Origin of the sequence: Bradyrhizobium sp. WSM1253 (assembly GCF_000244935.1) — a bacterium.
Lineage (GTDB): Bacteria > Pseudomonadota > Alphaproteobacteria > Rhizobiales > Xanthobacteraceae > Bradyrhizobium > Bradyrhizobium canariense.
In genome coordinates, this window is sequence record NZ_JH600073.1 from 7432867 (window position 1) to 7446582 (window position 13716).

18 protein-coding genes are annotated in these 13716 nt (G+C 64.4%); 14 read left to right on the plus strand and 4 right to left on the minus strand.

Annotated elements, in window-relative coordinates; translation table 11 throughout:
- Positions 1 to 20 precede the first annotated feature (20 nt).
- The 8 genes from BRA1253DRAFT_RS35850 (at position 21) to BRA1253DRAFT_RS35885 (ending at position 6900) form a co-directional block, all read left to right on the plus strand.
- A complete protein-coding gene (locus BRA1253DRAFT_RS35850; RefSeq protein WP_007602417.1) occupies positions 21 to 467 on the plus strand; it encodes a carbon monoxide dehydrogenase subunit G in 447 nt (148 codons plus the stop codon).
- Between the two features lie 164 nt (positions 468 to 631).
- Complete coding sequence (locus BRA1253DRAFT_RS35855; protein WP_007602418.1) at positions 632 to 1117, plus strand: (2Fe-2S)-binding protein; 486 nt, start codon at positions 632 to 634, stop codon at positions 1115 to 1117.
- Positions 1118 to 1148: 31 nt separating this feature from the next.
- Complete coding sequence (locus BRA1253DRAFT_RS35860; protein WP_007602419.1) at positions 1149 to 1955, plus strand: xanthine dehydrogenase family protein subunit M; 807 nt, start codon at positions 1149 to 1151, stop codon at positions 1953 to 1955.
- Between the two features lie 61 nt (positions 1956 to 2016).
- Complete coding sequence (locus BRA1253DRAFT_RS35865; protein WP_007602420.1) at positions 2017 to 2937, plus strand: MoxR family ATPase; 921 nt, start codon at positions 2017 to 2019, stop codon at positions 2935 to 2937.
- Between the two features lie 122 nt (positions 2938 to 3059).
- Entirely contained in the window at positions 3060 to 4262 is a 1203-nt protein-coding gene (locus BRA1253DRAFT_RS35870) for a VWA domain-containing protein (protein ID WP_007602421.1), read from the plus strand.
- A gap of 9 nt (positions 4263 to 4271) precedes the next feature.
- Positions 4272 to 4595, plus strand: coding sequence for an XdhC family protein (locus BRA1253DRAFT_RS35875; protein WP_007602422.1), 324 nt, complete (start codon positions 4272 to 4274; stop codon positions 4593 to 4595).
- 2 nt (positions 4596 to 4597) lie between these two features.
- The gene (locus BRA1253DRAFT_RS35880; protein WP_007602429.1) at positions 4598 to 5299 is read left to right on the plus strand and encodes an XdhC family protein; all 702 of its coding nucleotides are present in this window, start codon (positions 4598 to 4600) and stop codon (positions 5297 to 5299) included.
- The gene (locus BRA1253DRAFT_RS35885) at positions 5296 to 6900 is read left to right on the plus strand and encodes an NTP transferase domain-containing protein (RefSeq protein ID WP_007602431.1); all 1605 of its coding nucleotides are present in this window, start codon (positions 5296 to 5298) and stop codon (positions 6898 to 6900) included. The genes BRA1253DRAFT_RS35880 and BRA1253DRAFT_RS35885 overlap by 4 nt, the downstream gene beginning before the upstream one ends.
- 51 nt (positions 6901 to 6951) lie before the next feature.
- Here BRA1253DRAFT_RS35885 and BRA1253DRAFT_RS35890 read toward each other — a convergent pair whose 3' ends face one another.
- Complete coding sequence (locus BRA1253DRAFT_RS35890) at positions 6952 to 7443, minus strand: avidin/streptavidin family protein (protein WP_007602433.1); 492 nt, start codon at positions 7441 to 7443, stop codon at positions 6952 to 6954.
- 177 nt (positions 7444 to 7620) lie between these two features.
- Between BRA1253DRAFT_RS35890 and BRA1253DRAFT_RS35895 the strand changes: the two genes are divergently transcribed.
- Both BRA1253DRAFT_RS35895 and BRA1253DRAFT_RS35900 read left to right on the plus strand, forming a co-directional pair.
- A complete protein-coding gene (locus tag BRA1253DRAFT_RS35895) occupies positions 7621 to 8010 on the plus strand; it encodes a DUF4189 domain-containing protein (protein WP_007602435.1) in 390 nt (129 codons plus the stop codon).
- 63 nt (positions 8011 to 8073) lie between these two features.
- Positions 8074 to 8484 carry a DUF2000 family protein gene (locus BRA1253DRAFT_RS35900; protein WP_007602437.1) on the plus strand — a complete coding sequence of 137 codons (411 nt, stop codon included), beginning with the start codon at positions 8074 to 8076 and terminating at the stop codon, positions 8482 to 8484.
- A 160-nt stretch (positions 8485 to 8644) separates the two neighbouring features.
- Here BRA1253DRAFT_RS35900 and BRA1253DRAFT_RS35905 read toward each other — a convergent pair whose 3' ends face one another.
- From BRA1253DRAFT_RS35905 to BRA1253DRAFT_RS35915, 3 genes are read right to left on the minus strand one after another with little or no spacing between them, the layout of a single operon-like run.
- Positions 8645 to 9061 (minus strand): GFA family protein, encoded by a 417-nt coding sequence (locus tag BRA1253DRAFT_RS35905; protein ID WP_007602439.1) that lies wholly within the window; start codon positions 9059 to 9061, stop codon positions 8645 to 8647.
- Between the two features lie 12 nt (positions 9062 to 9073).
- Complete coding sequence (locus BRA1253DRAFT_RS35910; protein WP_007602441.1) at positions 9074 to 9538, minus strand: SRPBCC domain-containing protein; 465 nt, start codon at positions 9536 to 9538, stop codon at positions 9074 to 9076.
- Positions 9535 to 9870 carry a helix-turn-helix transcriptional regulator gene (locus BRA1253DRAFT_RS35915; RefSeq protein WP_007602444.1) on the minus strand — a complete coding sequence of 112 codons (336 nt, stop codon included), beginning with the start codon at positions 9868 to 9870 and terminating at the stop codon, positions 9535 to 9537. Before BRA1253DRAFT_RS35915 ends, BRA1253DRAFT_RS35910 begins: the two co-directional genes overlap by 4 nt.
- Positions 9871 to 9979: 109 nt before the next feature.
- On the opposite strand from BRA1253DRAFT_RS35915, the gene BRA1253DRAFT_RS35920 reads away from it, so the two are divergent.
- Genes BRA1253DRAFT_RS35920 through BRA1253DRAFT_RS35935 form a run of 4 tightly spaced genes read left to right on the plus strand, consistent with a single transcriptional unit; the run spans position 9980 to position 13702 of the window.
- Positions 9980 to 10675: a TetR/AcrR family transcriptional regulator gene (locus BRA1253DRAFT_RS35920; RefSeq protein WP_007602445.1), complete on the plus strand. Its 696-nt coding sequence runs from the start codon at positions 9980 to 9982 to the stop codon at positions 10673 to 10675.
- A complete protein-coding gene (locus tag BRA1253DRAFT_RS35925; protein WP_007602447.1) occupies positions 10672 to 11613 on the plus strand; it encodes an HlyD family secretion protein in 942 nt (313 codons plus the stop codon). The genes BRA1253DRAFT_RS35920 and BRA1253DRAFT_RS35925 overlap by 4 nt, the downstream gene beginning before the upstream one ends.
- The gene (locus BRA1253DRAFT_RS35930) at positions 11610 to 12542 is read left to right on the plus strand and encodes an ABC transporter ATP-binding protein (RefSeq protein ID WP_007602449.1); all 933 of its coding nucleotides are present in this window, start codon (positions 11610 to 11612) and stop codon (positions 12540 to 12542) included. Before BRA1253DRAFT_RS35925 ends, BRA1253DRAFT_RS35930 begins: the two co-directional genes overlap by 4 nt.
- Positions 12539 to 13702: an ABC transporter permease gene (locus BRA1253DRAFT_RS35935; protein ID WP_007602451.1), complete on the plus strand. Its 1164-nt coding sequence runs from the start codon at positions 12539 to 12541 to the stop codon at positions 13700 to 13702. Before BRA1253DRAFT_RS35930 ends, BRA1253DRAFT_RS35935 begins: the two co-directional genes overlap by 4 nt.
- Positions 13703 to 13716 lie beyond the last annotated feature (14 nt).

The following is a 13716-nucleotide window of genomic DNA, read 5'->3' on the forward strand; positions in this document are numbered from 1 at the left end:
TCCATCCCGGGAGGCACCCAATGGCCATGACGATGAACGGCGAAGTCCAGCTTGCGGCGCCGCGCGAGGCCGTGTGGGCCAAGCTCAACGATGCCGAGGTGCTAAAGGCCTGCATCCCCGGCTGCGAGGAGCTGGAGAAGACCGAGGATGGCGGCTTTCGTGCGACGGCGAAAATGAAGGTCGGCCCGGTGTCGGCGCGCTTCAAGGGCAAGGTCACGCTGTCCGATCTCGATCCGCCGAACGGCTACAAGATCTCCGGCGAAGGCGAGGGCGGGGTGGCTGGGTTCGCCAAGGGAGGCGCCGTGGTCAAGCTTGCGGAGAAGGACGGCGGTACGCTTTTGTCCTACGAGGTCGAGGCGCAGATCGGCGGCAAGTTGGCGCAGCTCGGCCAGCGCCTGATCAACGGCGCCGCCAAGAAACTGGCCGACGAATTTTTCGCGAACTTCGCCAAGGCGGTACAGGGCTGAGGGCCGATGCCTCAAGCATTGCGCCTTCCGGCATATCGCGTTTTGTCATGGCGCCTTGCATTCCCGGTGATGTTGCCCCGGGGCATAATGGCCCATATGATGGGTCGGAATAATTATAAGAACCGCTTCGACGGGACCCGTCGGGGCGCTGATAGAGAGTGCTTATGGCAAAAATCTCCCTCATCGTGAACGGCAATCCTGTCACGGCCAACGTCGATCCCCGCACCCTGCTGGTGCAGTTCCTGCGCGAGAATCTGCGGCTCACCGGCACCCATGTCGGCTGCGACACCTCGCAGTGCGGCGCCTGCGTCGTGCATCTGGACGGCAAGGCCGTGAAGTCCTGCACCACGCTCGCCGTGATGGCCGATGGCCACGAGGTCAAGACGATCGAGGGGTTGGCCGCCGACGGCGCGCCGCTGCATCCGATGCAGGAGGCCTTCCGCGAACACCATGGACTGCAGTGCGGCTTCTGCACGCCCGGCATGATCATGACCGCGATCGACATCGTCCATCGCAAGGGCAACGAGCTCGACGACCACACCATCCGCGAGGAGCTGGAAGGCAATCTCTGCCGCTGCACCGGCTACCAGAACATCGTCACCTCGATCTCCGCCGGCGCCAAGGCGATGGCGAAATCCGATCTCGCGTAAACCGCGCGCACTCTGCGATCAGGACATTCAGATGTACGACTTCAAATACCATCGCCCCGGGACAGTTCGGCAGGCCGCCAACCTCCTGGTGAAGAACGAAGACGCCAAGGTGATCGCCGGCGGCCACACGCTGATTCCCGTCATGAAGCAGCGCCTCGCCAGCCCGCCGCATCTGGTCGACCTCTCCCATATCGATGGGCTCAACACGATCGAGATGAAGGGCCGCGCGCTCGTGATCGGTGCCACCGCCAGGCATGCCGAGGTCGCAACCTCGGCTATCGTCGGCGAGGCGATCCCGGCGCTCGCGAACCTTGCCGGCCAGATCGGCGATCCCGCCGTGCGCCACAAGGGCACGATCGGCGGCTCGCTCGCCAACAACGATCCGACTGCCGACTATCCGGCTGCCGTGTTGGCGCTGGGCGCCACCATCGTCACCAACAAGCGCCGCCTCAAGGCAGAGGAGTATTTCCAAGGCCTGTTCACGACGGCGCTCGAAGCCGACGAGATCATCACCAAGGTGATGTTCCCGCTGCCGAAGAAGGCGGCCTATATCAAGTTCCGCAACCAGGCCTCGCGTTACGCGCTGGTCGGCGTGTTCGTGGCGCGGCGTCCCTCCGACGTGCGCGTCGCGGTCACCGGCGCCGGCTCCGAAGGCGTGTTCCGTGTCACCGCGTTCGAGGAAGCCCTGAAAAAGCGCTTCGCCGCGAAAGCGCTTGACGGCATCGAGGTGCCGGCGGACGGCCTCAACAGCGACATCCATGGCAGCGCCGAATACCGCGCGCACCTCATCGGCGTGCTGACGCGGCGTGCCCTCGACGCCGCCAACGCCAAGGAGTGAGTGATCCTCACGCCTCGGCCCAAACTTGTCCCGGTGAGGGCGTAGCGAGACTGGCTTTTTCATGACCTCAGTGGCCAACACGTCCGGTGCCTTGCCGGCATCGGTCGATTCGATGCTCGAACTCCTGACGTCGCGCGGCTATCTCGCCGAGCGATCGCTGGCCACGGTGACCTATCTGTCGCTGCGCATGGGTCGGCCGCTGTTTCTGGAAGGCGAGGCCGGCGTCGGCAAGACCGAGATCGCAAAAGTGCTGTCGGCGGCACTGGGGCGGAAGCTGATCCGCCTGCAGTGTTACGAAGGCCTCGACGTCTCCTCGGCGGTCTACGAGTGGAATAGCGCCGCGCAGATGATCGCGATCCGGATGGCCGAGGCCGCCGGCGACACCGATCGCGATCAATTGTCGTCCGACATCTTCGCCGATCACTACATGATCAAGCGACCGCTGCTCCAGGCGCTTGAGCCTGACGTCGCCGGGCCGCCGGTCCTTCTGATCGACGAGCTCGACCGCGCCGACGAGGCGTTCGAGGCGTATCTGCTCGAAATCCTCAGCGACTTCCAGGTGACGATTCCCGAATTCGGCACCGTGAAGGCGCCGAGCCCGCCGATTGTCATCATCACCTCCAACCGCACCCGCGAGATCCACGACGCGCTGAAGCGGCGCTGTCTCTATCACTGGGTCGATTATCCCGACGCCGATCGCGAGCTCGCGATCGTCAAGTCGCGCGTGCCGGGCATCTCCGCAAAATTGTCGCAGCAGGTCGTGCGCTTCGTCCAGGCACTACGCAATCAGGATTTCTACAAATCGCCGGGCGTCGCCGAGACCATCGACTGGGCCACCGCACTGTCGGAGCTCGACGCCCGCTCGCTGACCCCGCAAGTGGTCGGCGACACGCTGGGCGCGCTGCTCAAATACCAGGACGACATCACGCGGATGCAGGGCGACACCTTGCAGAAGGTGCTGAAGGAAGCGACGAGCGACTAACTTGTCATTCCGGGTGCGACGAAGTCGCGAGCCCGGAATCCATTGTGCGGCGGGGATTATGGATAAATGGATTCCGGGTTCACGCTTCGCGTGCCCCGGAATGACGGCAGAGACAGCAGACTATGGCCATCAATCACCTGGCGCCTGAGCAGACCGAGCAGTTCGCCGACAACATCGTGGGCTTCGCCCGCGCGCTGCGTTCGGCCGGCATGCCGGTCGGGCCGGGTGCGGTCATCGATGCCATGAGCGCGCTTGAGGTGATCGACATCGGCAACCGCGCCGACGTCTTCACCACGCTTGAGGCGATCTTCGTCAAGCGCCACGAGCATGCGCTGATTTTCAAGCAGGCCTTCAACCTATTCTTCCGCGCCTCGGAAGAGTGGAAGCACATGCTGGATTCGGTGCCGTTGCCGGAGCAGGCCAAGAAGAAGCCGCAGGCAGGCTCGCGCCGTGTGCAGGAAGCGATGTCGCAGCCGCGCATGACGGAGACGCCACAGCACCAGGAGCAGGATTTGCGCCTGTCGGTTTCGGACAAGGAAATCCTTCAGAAAAAGGATTTTGCGCAGATGAGCGCGGCCGAGATCACCGAAGCGCTCCGCGCCGTCGAGCGAATGCGGTTGCCGCAGGCCGAGCTTCTGACGCGTCGGCACCGGCCCGATCCCCGCGGCCTGCGCCTCGATCTCCGCCGCACGCTGCGTGCCTCGTTGCGCACTGGCGGCGACATCATCGACATCCATCGCCTCGGGCGGATCGAGAAACCGGCGCCGATCGTGGCGCTGCTCGACATCTCGGGCTCGATGAGCGAGTACACCCGACTGTTCCTGCATTTCCTGCATGCCATAGGGGACGCGCGAAAACGTGTCTCGGTGTTCCTGTTCGGCACTCGCCTCACCAACGTGACCCGGGCGCTGCGCCAGCGCGACCCCGACGAGGCGCTGGCGAGCTGCTCGGCCTCCGTCGAGGACTGGGCCGGCGGCACCCGGATCTCGGCGTCCCTGCACAATTTCAACAAATTGTGGGCCCGGCGCGTGCTGAGCCAGGGCGCCATCGTGCTGCTGATCTCCGACGGGCTCGAGCGGGAGGCCGATTCCAAGCTGGCCTTCGAGATGGACCGGCTGCACCGCTCCTGCCGGCGGCTGATCTGGCTCAACCCGCTGCTGCGGTTCGGCGGCTTCGAGGCCAAGGCGCAGGGCATCAAAATGATGCTCCCGCACGTTGACGAATTCCGTCCGGTACATAATTTGAGCTCGATCCAGGAGCTGATCATCACGCTCTCCGGGCCGCTGCCGCCGCATCACCGCAGCCTGATCCGCTCCGCAGCCTGAGAGGTAGCCATGCTCGATCGCGACGAGGATATTCTGAAGGCGGCGGAGGACTGGCAGAAGGCCGGCCGTGGCGTCGCGCTCGCCACCGTGGTGGAGACCTGGGGCTCGGCACCGCGTCCGGCGGGCTCGAGCCTCGTCATCAATGACGAGGGCACGTTCCTGGGGTCCGTCTCCGGCGGCTGCGTCGAGGGCGCCGTGGTCACCGAGGCCATGGATGTGATCCAGAGCGGCAAGCCCAGGATGCTGGAGTTTGGCGTTGCCGACGAGACTGCCTGGAATGTCGGGCTGTCCTGCGGCGGCACCATCCGCGTCTTCGTCGAGAAGGTCGGCTAGCCGTGAAGATCGCAATCCTGCACGAACTCAATGCCGAACGCGCCGCGCGCCGCCCGGTGATCCTGGTGACCGACACCGAGAGCGGCGAGCAACGCCTGGTGAAGGCCGAGGACTTCAGTAAGGATCCCCTGCGCGCCGAGCTCGACAAGCAGCTTCGCATGGGCAAGAGCGCCAGTGTCGAAGCCGGCGGCAAGAAGCTCTTCCTCAACGTCTATGCCCCGACCGCCAAGCTCGTCATCGTCGGCGCCGTCCATATCAGCCAGGCCCTGGCACCGCTGGCGCGCTCGCTCGGCTACGACGTCACCGTGGTCGATCCGCGCACGGCCTTTGCGAGCCCCGAGCGCTTCCCCGACGTTCCACTGGTCGCGGAATGGCCCGACACGGCGCTGCCGCCGCTCAACGTCGATGCCTACACGGCCTTCGTCGCGGTGACGCACGATCCCAAGATCGACGACCCCGCGCTGCTGCACGCCTTCGAGCGCAACTGCTTCTATATCGGCGCACTCGGCTCGCGGAAGACGCATGCCAAGCGCGGCGACCGGCTGCGGGCGCAGGGCGCCAAGGAGGCTGACATCGCGCGCATCCACGCGCCGATCGGGCTTGCGATCGGCGCGGTCTCGCCATCCGAGATCGCGGTGTCGATCATGGCCGAGATCACGGCGGTGCTTCGCCTGCCGCCCAAGGAAAAAGAAGAAGCCGCATGAAGTTCGGCCCGGCGAGCCCCAGGGATGCGATCGGCGGGGTGACCGTCCACACCCTGCGCCAGGGACCGCTGGTGCTGAAGAAGGGCACGACGATCGGGCCCACCGAGGTCGAGGCGCTGGAGCGCGCCGGCATCAAGGACGTCGTGGTGGTGCGGATGGAGGAGGGCGATGTCTCCGAGGACATCGCGGCTGCCAGCATCGCGCTCGCCGTCGGTGGCGACGGCATTCATGTCGAGCGGGCCTTCACCGGTCGTGCCAATCTGTTCGCCGCGCGCCCCGGCGTGCTGGTGATCGATCGCGCCGCGGTGGATCGCATCAACAATATCGACGAGGCCATTACCTTTGCCACGCTCTCGGCCTTCAAGCCGGTGGTCGAGGGCGAGATGGTCGGCACCGTCAAGATCATCCCGTTCGGCGTCGAAGGAAACTTGCGTGATGCCGCGGTAAAGGCCGCGGGTCGCGACGTTCTGAAGATCGCGCCTTACGTCATCAAGCGTGTCGGCGTGGTCTCGACGCTGCTGCCCGGCCTGTCCTCCAAGGTGATCGACAAGACGTTGCGCGTCACCGCCGAGCGGCTGGCGCCGGCCGGCGCCGGCATCATCGCCGAGCGGCGGGTCCCGCATGAGGAGCAGGCGCTTTCGGCTGCGATCAAGGAATTACTGGGACTTGGCGCCGAGCTCGTGATCGTGTTCGGGGCATCTGCGATCGCCGACCGCCGCGACGTGATCCCTGCGGCCGTGACCGGCATCGGCGGCGAGATCGAGCATTTCGGCATGCCGGTCGATCCCGGCAATCTGCTGCTGATTGCCCGGGCCGGCACCGTGCCAGTGCTGGGCGCGCCCGGCTGCGCGCGCTCGCCGGTCGAGAACGGGTTCGATTGGGTACTGATGCGGCTGCTGGCCGGCATCAAGGTGACGCGGTCCGAGCTGATGGGCATGGGCGTCGGCGGCCTCCTGATGGAGATCGTCACGCGCCCGCAGCCGCGCGCAAAACCGGAGATCGAGGGCAACAACCAAGTCGCGGTCATCGTGCTCGCAGCTGGCCGTTCGACCCGGATGGGTGGGCCGAACAAGCTACTGGCCGAGCTCGACGGCAAGAAGCTGGTGCGAATCGCGACCGAGCAGGCGCTAGCCTCCAAGGCGTCCGAGGTGATCGTCGTCACCGGCCATCAGACCGAGCTGATCGAGCAAGCCTTGCAGGGTCTGAAGGTGCGTTTCGTCAAAAATCCGGATTTTGCTGGCGGCATCGCAAGCTCGGTCAAGGCCGGCATTGTGGCCGTGCCCGAGACGTCCGACGGCGCTGTGGTGTGCCTCGGCGACATGCCGCTGATCGATGCCGGTCTGATCGACCGTCTCATCGACGCGTTCGCACCGGACCGCGGCAATCTCATCGTCGTGCCCGTCAGCGAAGGCCGCCGCGGCAATCCCGTGCTGTGGTCGCGCCGCTTCTTCAAGGAGTTGATGACGCTCGACGGCGATGTCGGCGCGCGTCACCTGATCGCGAAGCACACCGAGGCGGTCGCCGAAGTGCCGGTCGACGGCGAGAGCGCCTTTCTCGACATCGACACGCCGCAGGCATTGGAAGCGGCACGGCGGGGCTGACGCTGCCGTAGAAGTGGGCAAAGGCGCACAGCGCCGATGTCCGCGGCTCGCCTACTTCTTCGTATTCGATAGCTTCTCGACCCCGGCCTTCAGCTCGACACCGCTCTTCGTCAACAGGGTCTTGTCGCCGGTGTTGAACGTAAACGTGTCGGCGCCCGCGCTGATGCCGTTCCACGCGACGGCTTCTGCGATGGACAGATACCACAATCCCTGGAATCCCGATGAATTGTTCAATTGTCCGGTCCACACGGTGGTCGATCCGCAGCCAAGGAAGTTCACCGAGAAACTGATCGCGGTGCCAGTGCTACCGTAGGCCAGCCAACCCGTCACGCCTTGCGGCTTGCCTTCGTCGCAGCTGTTCGCAGCATTGTTGGTATAGGTCCCCGTGATGGCACCTGTCGTCGTGTTGACGTTGGTGATGGCCAGGGTCGAGCCATACTGGTTGGTCCAGGTCCAGTTCACCGACTGCGCATATGCGGGCAAGGGTCCGACGAGACAGGCCGACGCGAGCATTCCGAACAGCATTGCATTGATGTGGCGCATGGTCGCTTCCTCCGGCTCTCTGAGCTTCACGACCTTAAATAACGCGATTGAAAAATACAACTATAAAGTGCATATTCATGCCGCTATTCCGGCGCGGCTTTTCAACCACGCGTTCACCAAGTGGAAACGACCGACGCTTAGAGTCGCCTTCGCCTGCCTTGGGGGGAGGGGTTTTTCATGGCTTCGAACGTCGTCGCGCGCCGTTGCGCGATGTTTTTCTTTGCGCTGTCCGTCTGCGTCGCGGGCGCTCGCCATATCACGGATGCGCACGCCGCCGGAGCATTTGCGGTCGGCAAGTGCGGCGCCTATGGCCAGGCCTTTGATTATGGCGCCGAGCACGATGCGCGTGCGGCGGCGCAGAAGCAGTGCAAGGGCGATTGCACGACCGTGACGATGAAGCGCGCCTGCGCCGCGATGTCGGTCGATCTTTCCAATCCCTGCGGCGCCTATGGCTATGCCGTCAAGCCGAAGATCTCGGCCACGCTCAATGCCGCCACGCGCGAATGCTACAAATACGGCGGCAAGGAATGCGTGATCCGCGCCTGGGCCTGCGACGCGAAGGGTTGATTCCTGTTGCCGTCATTCCGATGTTGCGTAGCGTCGAATCCGGAATGACAGTCGAGGAGTTGCATGCAGTTCGATACCAAGATCGCCGTCGTGATCCGCACCGATCTTCAGGCCTGGCAGAAGCTCAACGTCGCGGCCTTCCTTACCAGCGGCATTGCCGCGGCCTTTCCGGAATGCATCGGCGAGCCCTATGAGGACGCGTCGGGTACGAAATATCACGCGCTGATCGGTCAGCCGATCCTGATCTATGGCGCCGACGGTCCCGCATTGACGCGTGCGCTCGATCGGGCGCTGACGCGCAGCGTCAAGCCGGCGGTCTATACCGAGGACATGTTTAAGACCACGCACGATGCTGCCAACCGCGAAGCGGTGAGGGCGGTGGCGCGGACCGATCTCAACCTCGTCGGTCTCGCCGTGCGCGCCGAGCGCAAGGTGATCGACAAGATCGTCGATGGGCTGAGGTTTCATAGTTGAGGCGGGTGCTTGTTGTTTCACCTCTCCCGCTTGCGGGAGAGGTCGCGCCAAAGGCGCGGGTGAGGGCTCTCTCCGCTTGGGGATTGTCCCGTTGCGGTGGCACCCTCTCCCCAACCCTCCCCCGCAAGCGGGGGGAGGGAGCGCACCGTTTGCGCGGCAGCTATCCCCCCAGCGGCATGCCTGCGAACTTCGGCAGGTCGGGATCGAGGCGATCCCAGGCATGTCCGCGCGCGGCATAAGTCACCACTTGCGGCTCGTAGCGGGCGGGTTCGTCGAGGCTTGCGGCGCGGATGGTGAAGATGTCGGGCATGGCCGCGAAGGTCAGGTAAACAGGCAAGCCGCACTGGGCGCAGAAACCGCGCGTCTTCAAATTGCCGCTGTCGCCAACCATGTCCCAATGCTTCGCTTCGCCCGTCACGGTGACGCCGGCGCGCGCGAACGTCATGTACGAGCCGTGGCCGCTGCCGCTTTCGCGCTGGCAGTCCCGGCATTGGCAGTGATTGCTGAACAGGGGCTCACTGGCGATCGAATAGCGGATTGCGCCGCAGGCGCAGCCGCCGGTAAACGGTTTGGTCATTGCGATAACTCCTTACCTGTCTTCGCCGCTGATCTCGTCGAGCTGGCGGACGACCTTCTTCCAGCCGCCGCTCATGCCCGTGTAGGCGGATTCGTTCCTGGGTATGACGAAGCCCGCATGGACCAGGCGGATCCGCGTGCCGGCCTCGACCGGGGTGAGGGACCACGTCACGACAGTGTCGAGCGGCGCACCGTAGCCGGTGTTGCGCTCATTCCCGCCCTTCCAGGCGTAGACGAGGCGCCGGTTCGGCATGACTTCAAGGACGCGGCAATGGATGACGCCATCCCAGGCGCCGCCCGGCGTGGTCTGATAGGTGAAGGTGTTGCCTTCGACAGCCTCGAAACCGCTCGGCGGCATCAGCCAGCGCGCGATCAGTTGGGCGCTGGTCAGCGCCTTCCAGATCGTCTCCGGCGCGTGTGGGAGCACCTCGTCGATGACGATGTCCTTTATTTCGGCTTTCAATTCGGCAGCACTCACGGATCGATCTCCTTCAAGAGGTCACGCAGGTTCTGGAAGCGCTCGCGCCAGAACACGCCGTAATGGTCCATCCAGGAGACCAGCGGTTCGAGGCCTTGCGGCGCGGCACGGTAATAGACGTTGCGGCCCTCGGCACGCTCGGCGACGAGGCCGGCCTGCTTGAGGGACTTCAAATGTTGCGAGATCGCGCCTTGCGTCACGCCGCTTCCCCGCGTGAGCTCGGCGACGCTGATCTCCTTGCTCTCGAACACGCGCTCGAACACGGCGCGGCGGGTCGGATCGGCAAGGGCGCGCATCACGGTGGTCATGGGATTTGGGGCGGCTTCAATCATGAGTGTTAGATTAGTGCATGCTAATGAATTAGTCAAGACTAATTTGTTGGTCAGATTGGGTCTGCCGTGTTGTCTTGACTATGACTGACCGGTCAGTCATATCGTGTAGATGGCCAGAAAGCCCACCAAAGCCGCCACGCCGCCCGCAGTTCGCGCCAACGCAAAGGACTCTGCGCACGCTGGCAACGATGCGGTGCCCGCGTCGAGCCGCGCCACGCGTGCGGCGGAACGGCGTGCGGCGATCGTGGACGCCGCGATGGAGGAATTCATCGCGCGCGGCTTTGCCGCCACGCGGCTCGACGACATCGCCAAGCGCGCGGGTGTCGCCAAGGGCACCATCTACCTGCACTTCAAGGACAAGGAATCGATGTTCGAGGAGCTGGTGCGGACGGTGATCGTGCCTGTCGTGACGCGGTTGACGGCATTGCCGCCGCCCGCGGGCTCGGTGCGCGATCTCGTCGAGACGTTTGCCAGCAACTTCCTGAAGGAGGTGATCGGCACCAGACGCGGCGACCTCGTGCGTCTGATCGTGGCCGAGGGGCCGCGGTTTCCCTCCGTGGCCGATTTCTACTACCGCGAGGTGGTTTCTCGCGGCATCGCCGCCATGCGCTCCCTGATCGAGCTCGGCATCGCCCGCGGCGAGATCCGCCAGAAGAACCTGGCGCATTACCCGCAGATCCTGGTCGCCCCCGCGATGATCGCGGTGATCTGGCAGAGCCTGTTTGCACGGCACGCGCCGCTCGACGCGCAGGACATGCTGCGCGTCCATCTCGATTTGATTTTTGGCGAACGGAGCACGACATGAGGTCGTCCCAAAACATCCCTCACCTCATCCTGAGGAGCGCGGCATGCGCGTCCCGAAGGATGAAGGCCCGGCTTTGGCCCTTCGCCCTTCGAGACGCCGCTTCGCGGCTCCTCAGGGTGAGGGATCGACGACCGTGGCTGCCGCCAAGCGCGATCCAGTTTTTGCCGCGCCTCTGTTCGATCGCGGTTCTGGTCCTCGCGACCGGGCTTGCCGGGTGCAAGGACAAGCGTGAGCCCGGCTTCCAGGGCTGGGTCGAGGCCGACATGATCTTCGTCAGTCCGGACGAGGCGGGCCGCGTGATCAAGCTCAACGTCCGCGAGGGCGACGAGGTCAAGGTCGGCGATCACCTCTATTCCGTCGACGACGATCTCCAGCTTGCCGATCTCAACCAGAACAAGGCGACACTTGCCAATGCGCAGCAGACCTATGACCGCGCGGCCTCGCTGAGCAAAACCGGCTCGGGCACGCAAGCCAATCTCGACTCGGCCGTCTCCGCCCTGCGCGTTGCTGAGGCGCGGGTGGCGACCTCGGAGACGCGGATGGCGCGGCGCAAGGGCTTTGCGCCCGTGGCCGGCACCATCCAGCAGATCTATTTTCGCGAAGGCGAGATGGTGGCGGCGCAGCGGCCGGTGCTCTCGATCATGCCGCCCGGCAACATGAAGCTGCGCTTCTTCGTGCCGGAGACCGAGCTGCCGAAGCTTGCGATCGGCGATACCGTGCGGATCGCATGCGACAATTGCGCCGCCGATCTCACCGCGAAGATCTATTTCATCGCAACTTCGGCCGAATACACACCGCCCGTCATCTACAGCCTCGAGGAGCGCAACAAGCTCGTCTATCTGATCCAGGCGCGGCCATCGCGCCCCGATGCGCTGCGTGTCGGACAACCCATCGACGTCCATCTCAATCCAAAGACTCCGGTGGCGGACAAGCGATGAACGGCGGCAATGGCATCGCGATCGACGTCAAGGGCCTGACCAAGTCGTTCGGCGGCCGCGAGGTCGTGCACGATTTGTCGATGCAGGTGAAGCGCGGTTCGATCTACGGCTTCCTCGGCCCGAACGGCTCGGGCAAAACGACGACCATCCGCATCCTCTGCGGCCTGCTCACGCCCGACAGCGGCGAGGGCACCTGCCTCGGCTACGACATCAGGCGCGATGCCGAAAAGATCAAGCGCCAGGTCGGCTACATGACCCAGCGGTTCAGCCTCTATCAGGATCTCTCTGTCCGCGAAAACCTCGAATTCGTCGCGCGGCTGTACGGCCTTCGCGATGCACGCGGCGCCGCGCGCGACATGATCAAGCGGATCGGGCTCTCGGGGCGCGAGGAACAGCTCGCCGGCGAACTCTCCGGCGGCTGGAAGCAGCGGCTGGCGCTAGGTGCCTGCACATTGCCCAGTCCGAAGCTGCTGCTGCTTGACGAGCCGACCGCCGGCGTCGATCCAAAAGCGCGGCGCGATTTCTGGAACGAGATTCATGCACTCGCGGCCGACGGTCTCACCGTGCTGGTCTCGACCCACTACATGGACGAGGCCGAGCGCTGTCACGAGATCGCTTATATCGCCTATGGCCATCTGCTCGTGCACGGCACCGTGGACGAGGTGATCGCGAAATCCGCGCTGACGACCTACACCGTGACGGGCGAGGACCTGAACGAGCTCACGGCTGCGCTCACCGGCAAGCCGGGAATCGACATGGTGGCGCCGTTCGGCACGTCGCTGCACGTCTCCGGCCGCGACGTCGCCGCGCTCGAAGCCAGCATCGCGCCGTGGCGCGAAAAAAGCGGACTGCACTGGCACAAATCATCGCCGTCACTGGAAGACGTGTTCATCGAATTGATGAGTCGTTCCAAGGACAATTTCCAATGAGCGCGGTCGATCGTCACGAACCCCAGCACGCGATCCGGGAGCGCTTCGGCTTCTGGAGGCGCTCCTATGCGATGCTGATCAAGGAGTTCATCCAGCTCAAGCGGGACCGTGTGTCATTTGCGATGATCGTGATGCTGCCGGTGATGCAGCTGCTCTTGTTCGGCTACGCCATCAACACCACGCCGCACAATCTGCCGAGCGCGGTGCTGCTTCAGGAGGATTCCGATCTCGCACGCTCGATCCTGAAGGCGCTGGAGAACACCGCCTATTTCCGCTTCCTCTATGAAGTCCACGACGTCGAGGATTTCGATAATCTCCTGAAATCCGGCAAGGTTCTGTTCGGGGTCGAGATCCCGCGCGGCTTCGAGCGGGCGGTGCGGCGCGGCGATAAGCCGGCGCTGCTGGTCGCGGCCGACGCCACCGATCCAGTGGCGGCGAGCGCGGCGATCGGCTCGCTCGGCATGGTCGTGCAGACCGCGCTCAAGCACGATCTCTACATCGGAGATCCCCCGGAGATGCCGTTCGAGATCCGCGCGCACGCCCGCTACAACCCCGCCGCCGCGTCGAGCCTCAACATCGTGCCGGGCTTGGTCGGTACCATCCTCACCATGACCATGCTGATCTTCACCGCGCTTTCGGTCACGCGGGAAGTCGAGCGCGGTACCATGGAGGCTCTGCTGTCGATGCCGATCAGGCCGGTCGAGGTGATGTTCGGCAAGATCATTCCCTACGTGCTGGTCGGGTTCGTGCAGGCGTTCCTCATCATCGGCATCGGCGTCGGCCTGTTCGGCGTGCCCGTGCTCGGCAATCTGTTCCTGCTGGCGCTGCTTTCGACGCTGTTCATCACGACCAATCTGGCGATCGGGTATACGATCTCGACGCTGGTGCAGAACCAGCTCCAGGCGATGCAGATGTCGATGATGTTCTTCCTGCCGAGCATCTTGCTGTCCGGCTTCATGTTCCCGTTTGCCGGGATGCCGGCCTGGGCGCAATATGTCGGTGAGTGCCTGCCGCTGACGCATTATTTGCGCATCGTCCGCGCCATCATGCTGAAGGGCGCGAGCATGCAAAATTTGCGTTTCGACGCGTTGGCGCTGGCGGTGCTGATGCTGCTCGCCATGACCATCGCCGTGACGCGCTTCCGCCGCACGCTGGATTGAGGCAAGATGCCCCT

What these genes read in the sequence shown, in the direction of transcription:
- BRA1253DRAFT_RS35865 (WP_007602420.1), top strand. Translation starts at nt 2,017, where the DNA reads ATGACCTCAGTGGCCAACACGTCCGGTGCCTTGCCGGCATCGGTCGAT.
- BRA1253DRAFT_RS35860 (WP_007602419.1), top strand. Translation starts at nt 1,149, where the DNA reads ATGTACGACTTCAAATACCATCGCCCCGGGACAGTTCGGCAGGCCGCC.
- BRA1253DRAFT_RS35900 (WP_007602437.1), top strand. Translation starts at nt 8,074, where the DNA reads ATGCAGTTCGATACCAAGATCGCCGTCGTGATCCGCACCGATCTTCAG.
- BRA1253DRAFT_RS35905 (WP_007602439.1), bottom strand. Translation starts at nt 9,061, where the DNA reads ATGACCAAACCGTTTACCGGCGGCTGCGCCTGCGGCGCAATCCGCTAT.
- BRA1253DRAFT_RS35930 (WP_007602449.1), top strand. Translation starts at nt 11,610, where the DNA reads ATGAACGGCGGCAATGGCATCGCGATCGACGTCAAGGGCCTGACCAAG.
- BRA1253DRAFT_RS35895 (WP_007602435.1), top strand. Translation starts at nt 7,621, where the DNA reads ATGGCTTCGAACGTCGTCGCGCGCCGTTGCGCGATGTTTTTCTTTGCG.
- BRA1253DRAFT_RS35875 (WP_007602422.1), top strand. Translation starts at nt 4,272, where the DNA reads ATGCTCGATCGCGACGAGGATATTCTGAAGGCGGCGGAGGACTGGCAG.
- BRA1253DRAFT_RS35870 (WP_007602421.1), top strand. Translation starts at nt 3,060, where the DNA reads ATGGCCATCAATCACCTGGCGCCTGAGCAGACCGAGCAGTTCGCCGAC.
- BRA1253DRAFT_RS35925 (WP_007602447.1), top strand. Translation starts at nt 10,672, where the DNA reads ATGAGGTCGTCCCAAAACATCCCTCACCTCATCCTGAGGAGCGCGGCA.
- BRA1253DRAFT_RS35920 (WP_007602445.1), top strand. Translation starts at nt 9,980, where the DNA reads ATGGCCAGAAAGCCCACCAAAGCCGCCACGCCGCCCGCAGTTCGCGCC.
- BRA1253DRAFT_RS35885 (WP_007602431.1), top strand. Translation starts at nt 5,296, where the DNA reads ATGAAGTTCGGCCCGGCGAGCCCCAGGGATGCGATCGGCGGGGTGACC.
- BRA1253DRAFT_RS35850 (WP_007602417.1), top strand. Translation starts at nt 21, where the DNA reads ATGGCCATGACGATGAACGGCGAAGTCCAGCTTGCGGCGCCGCGCGAG.
- BRA1253DRAFT_RS35890 (WP_007602433.1), bottom strand. Translation starts at nt 7,443, where the DNA reads ATGCGCCACATCAATGCAATGCTGTTCGGAATGCTCGCGTCGGCCTGT.
- BRA1253DRAFT_RS35935 (WP_007602451.1), top strand. Translation starts at nt 12,539, where the DNA reads ATGAGCGCGGTCGATCGTCACGAACCCCAGCACGCGATCCGGGAGCGC.
- BRA1253DRAFT_RS35915 (WP_007602444.1), bottom strand. Translation starts at nt 9,870, where the DNA reads ATGATTGAAGCCGCCCCAAATCCCATGACCACCGTGATGCGCGCCCTT.
- BRA1253DRAFT_RS35855 (WP_007602418.1), top strand. Translation starts at nt 632, where the DNA reads ATGGCAAAAATCTCCCTCATCGTGAACGGCAATCCTGTCACGGCCAAC.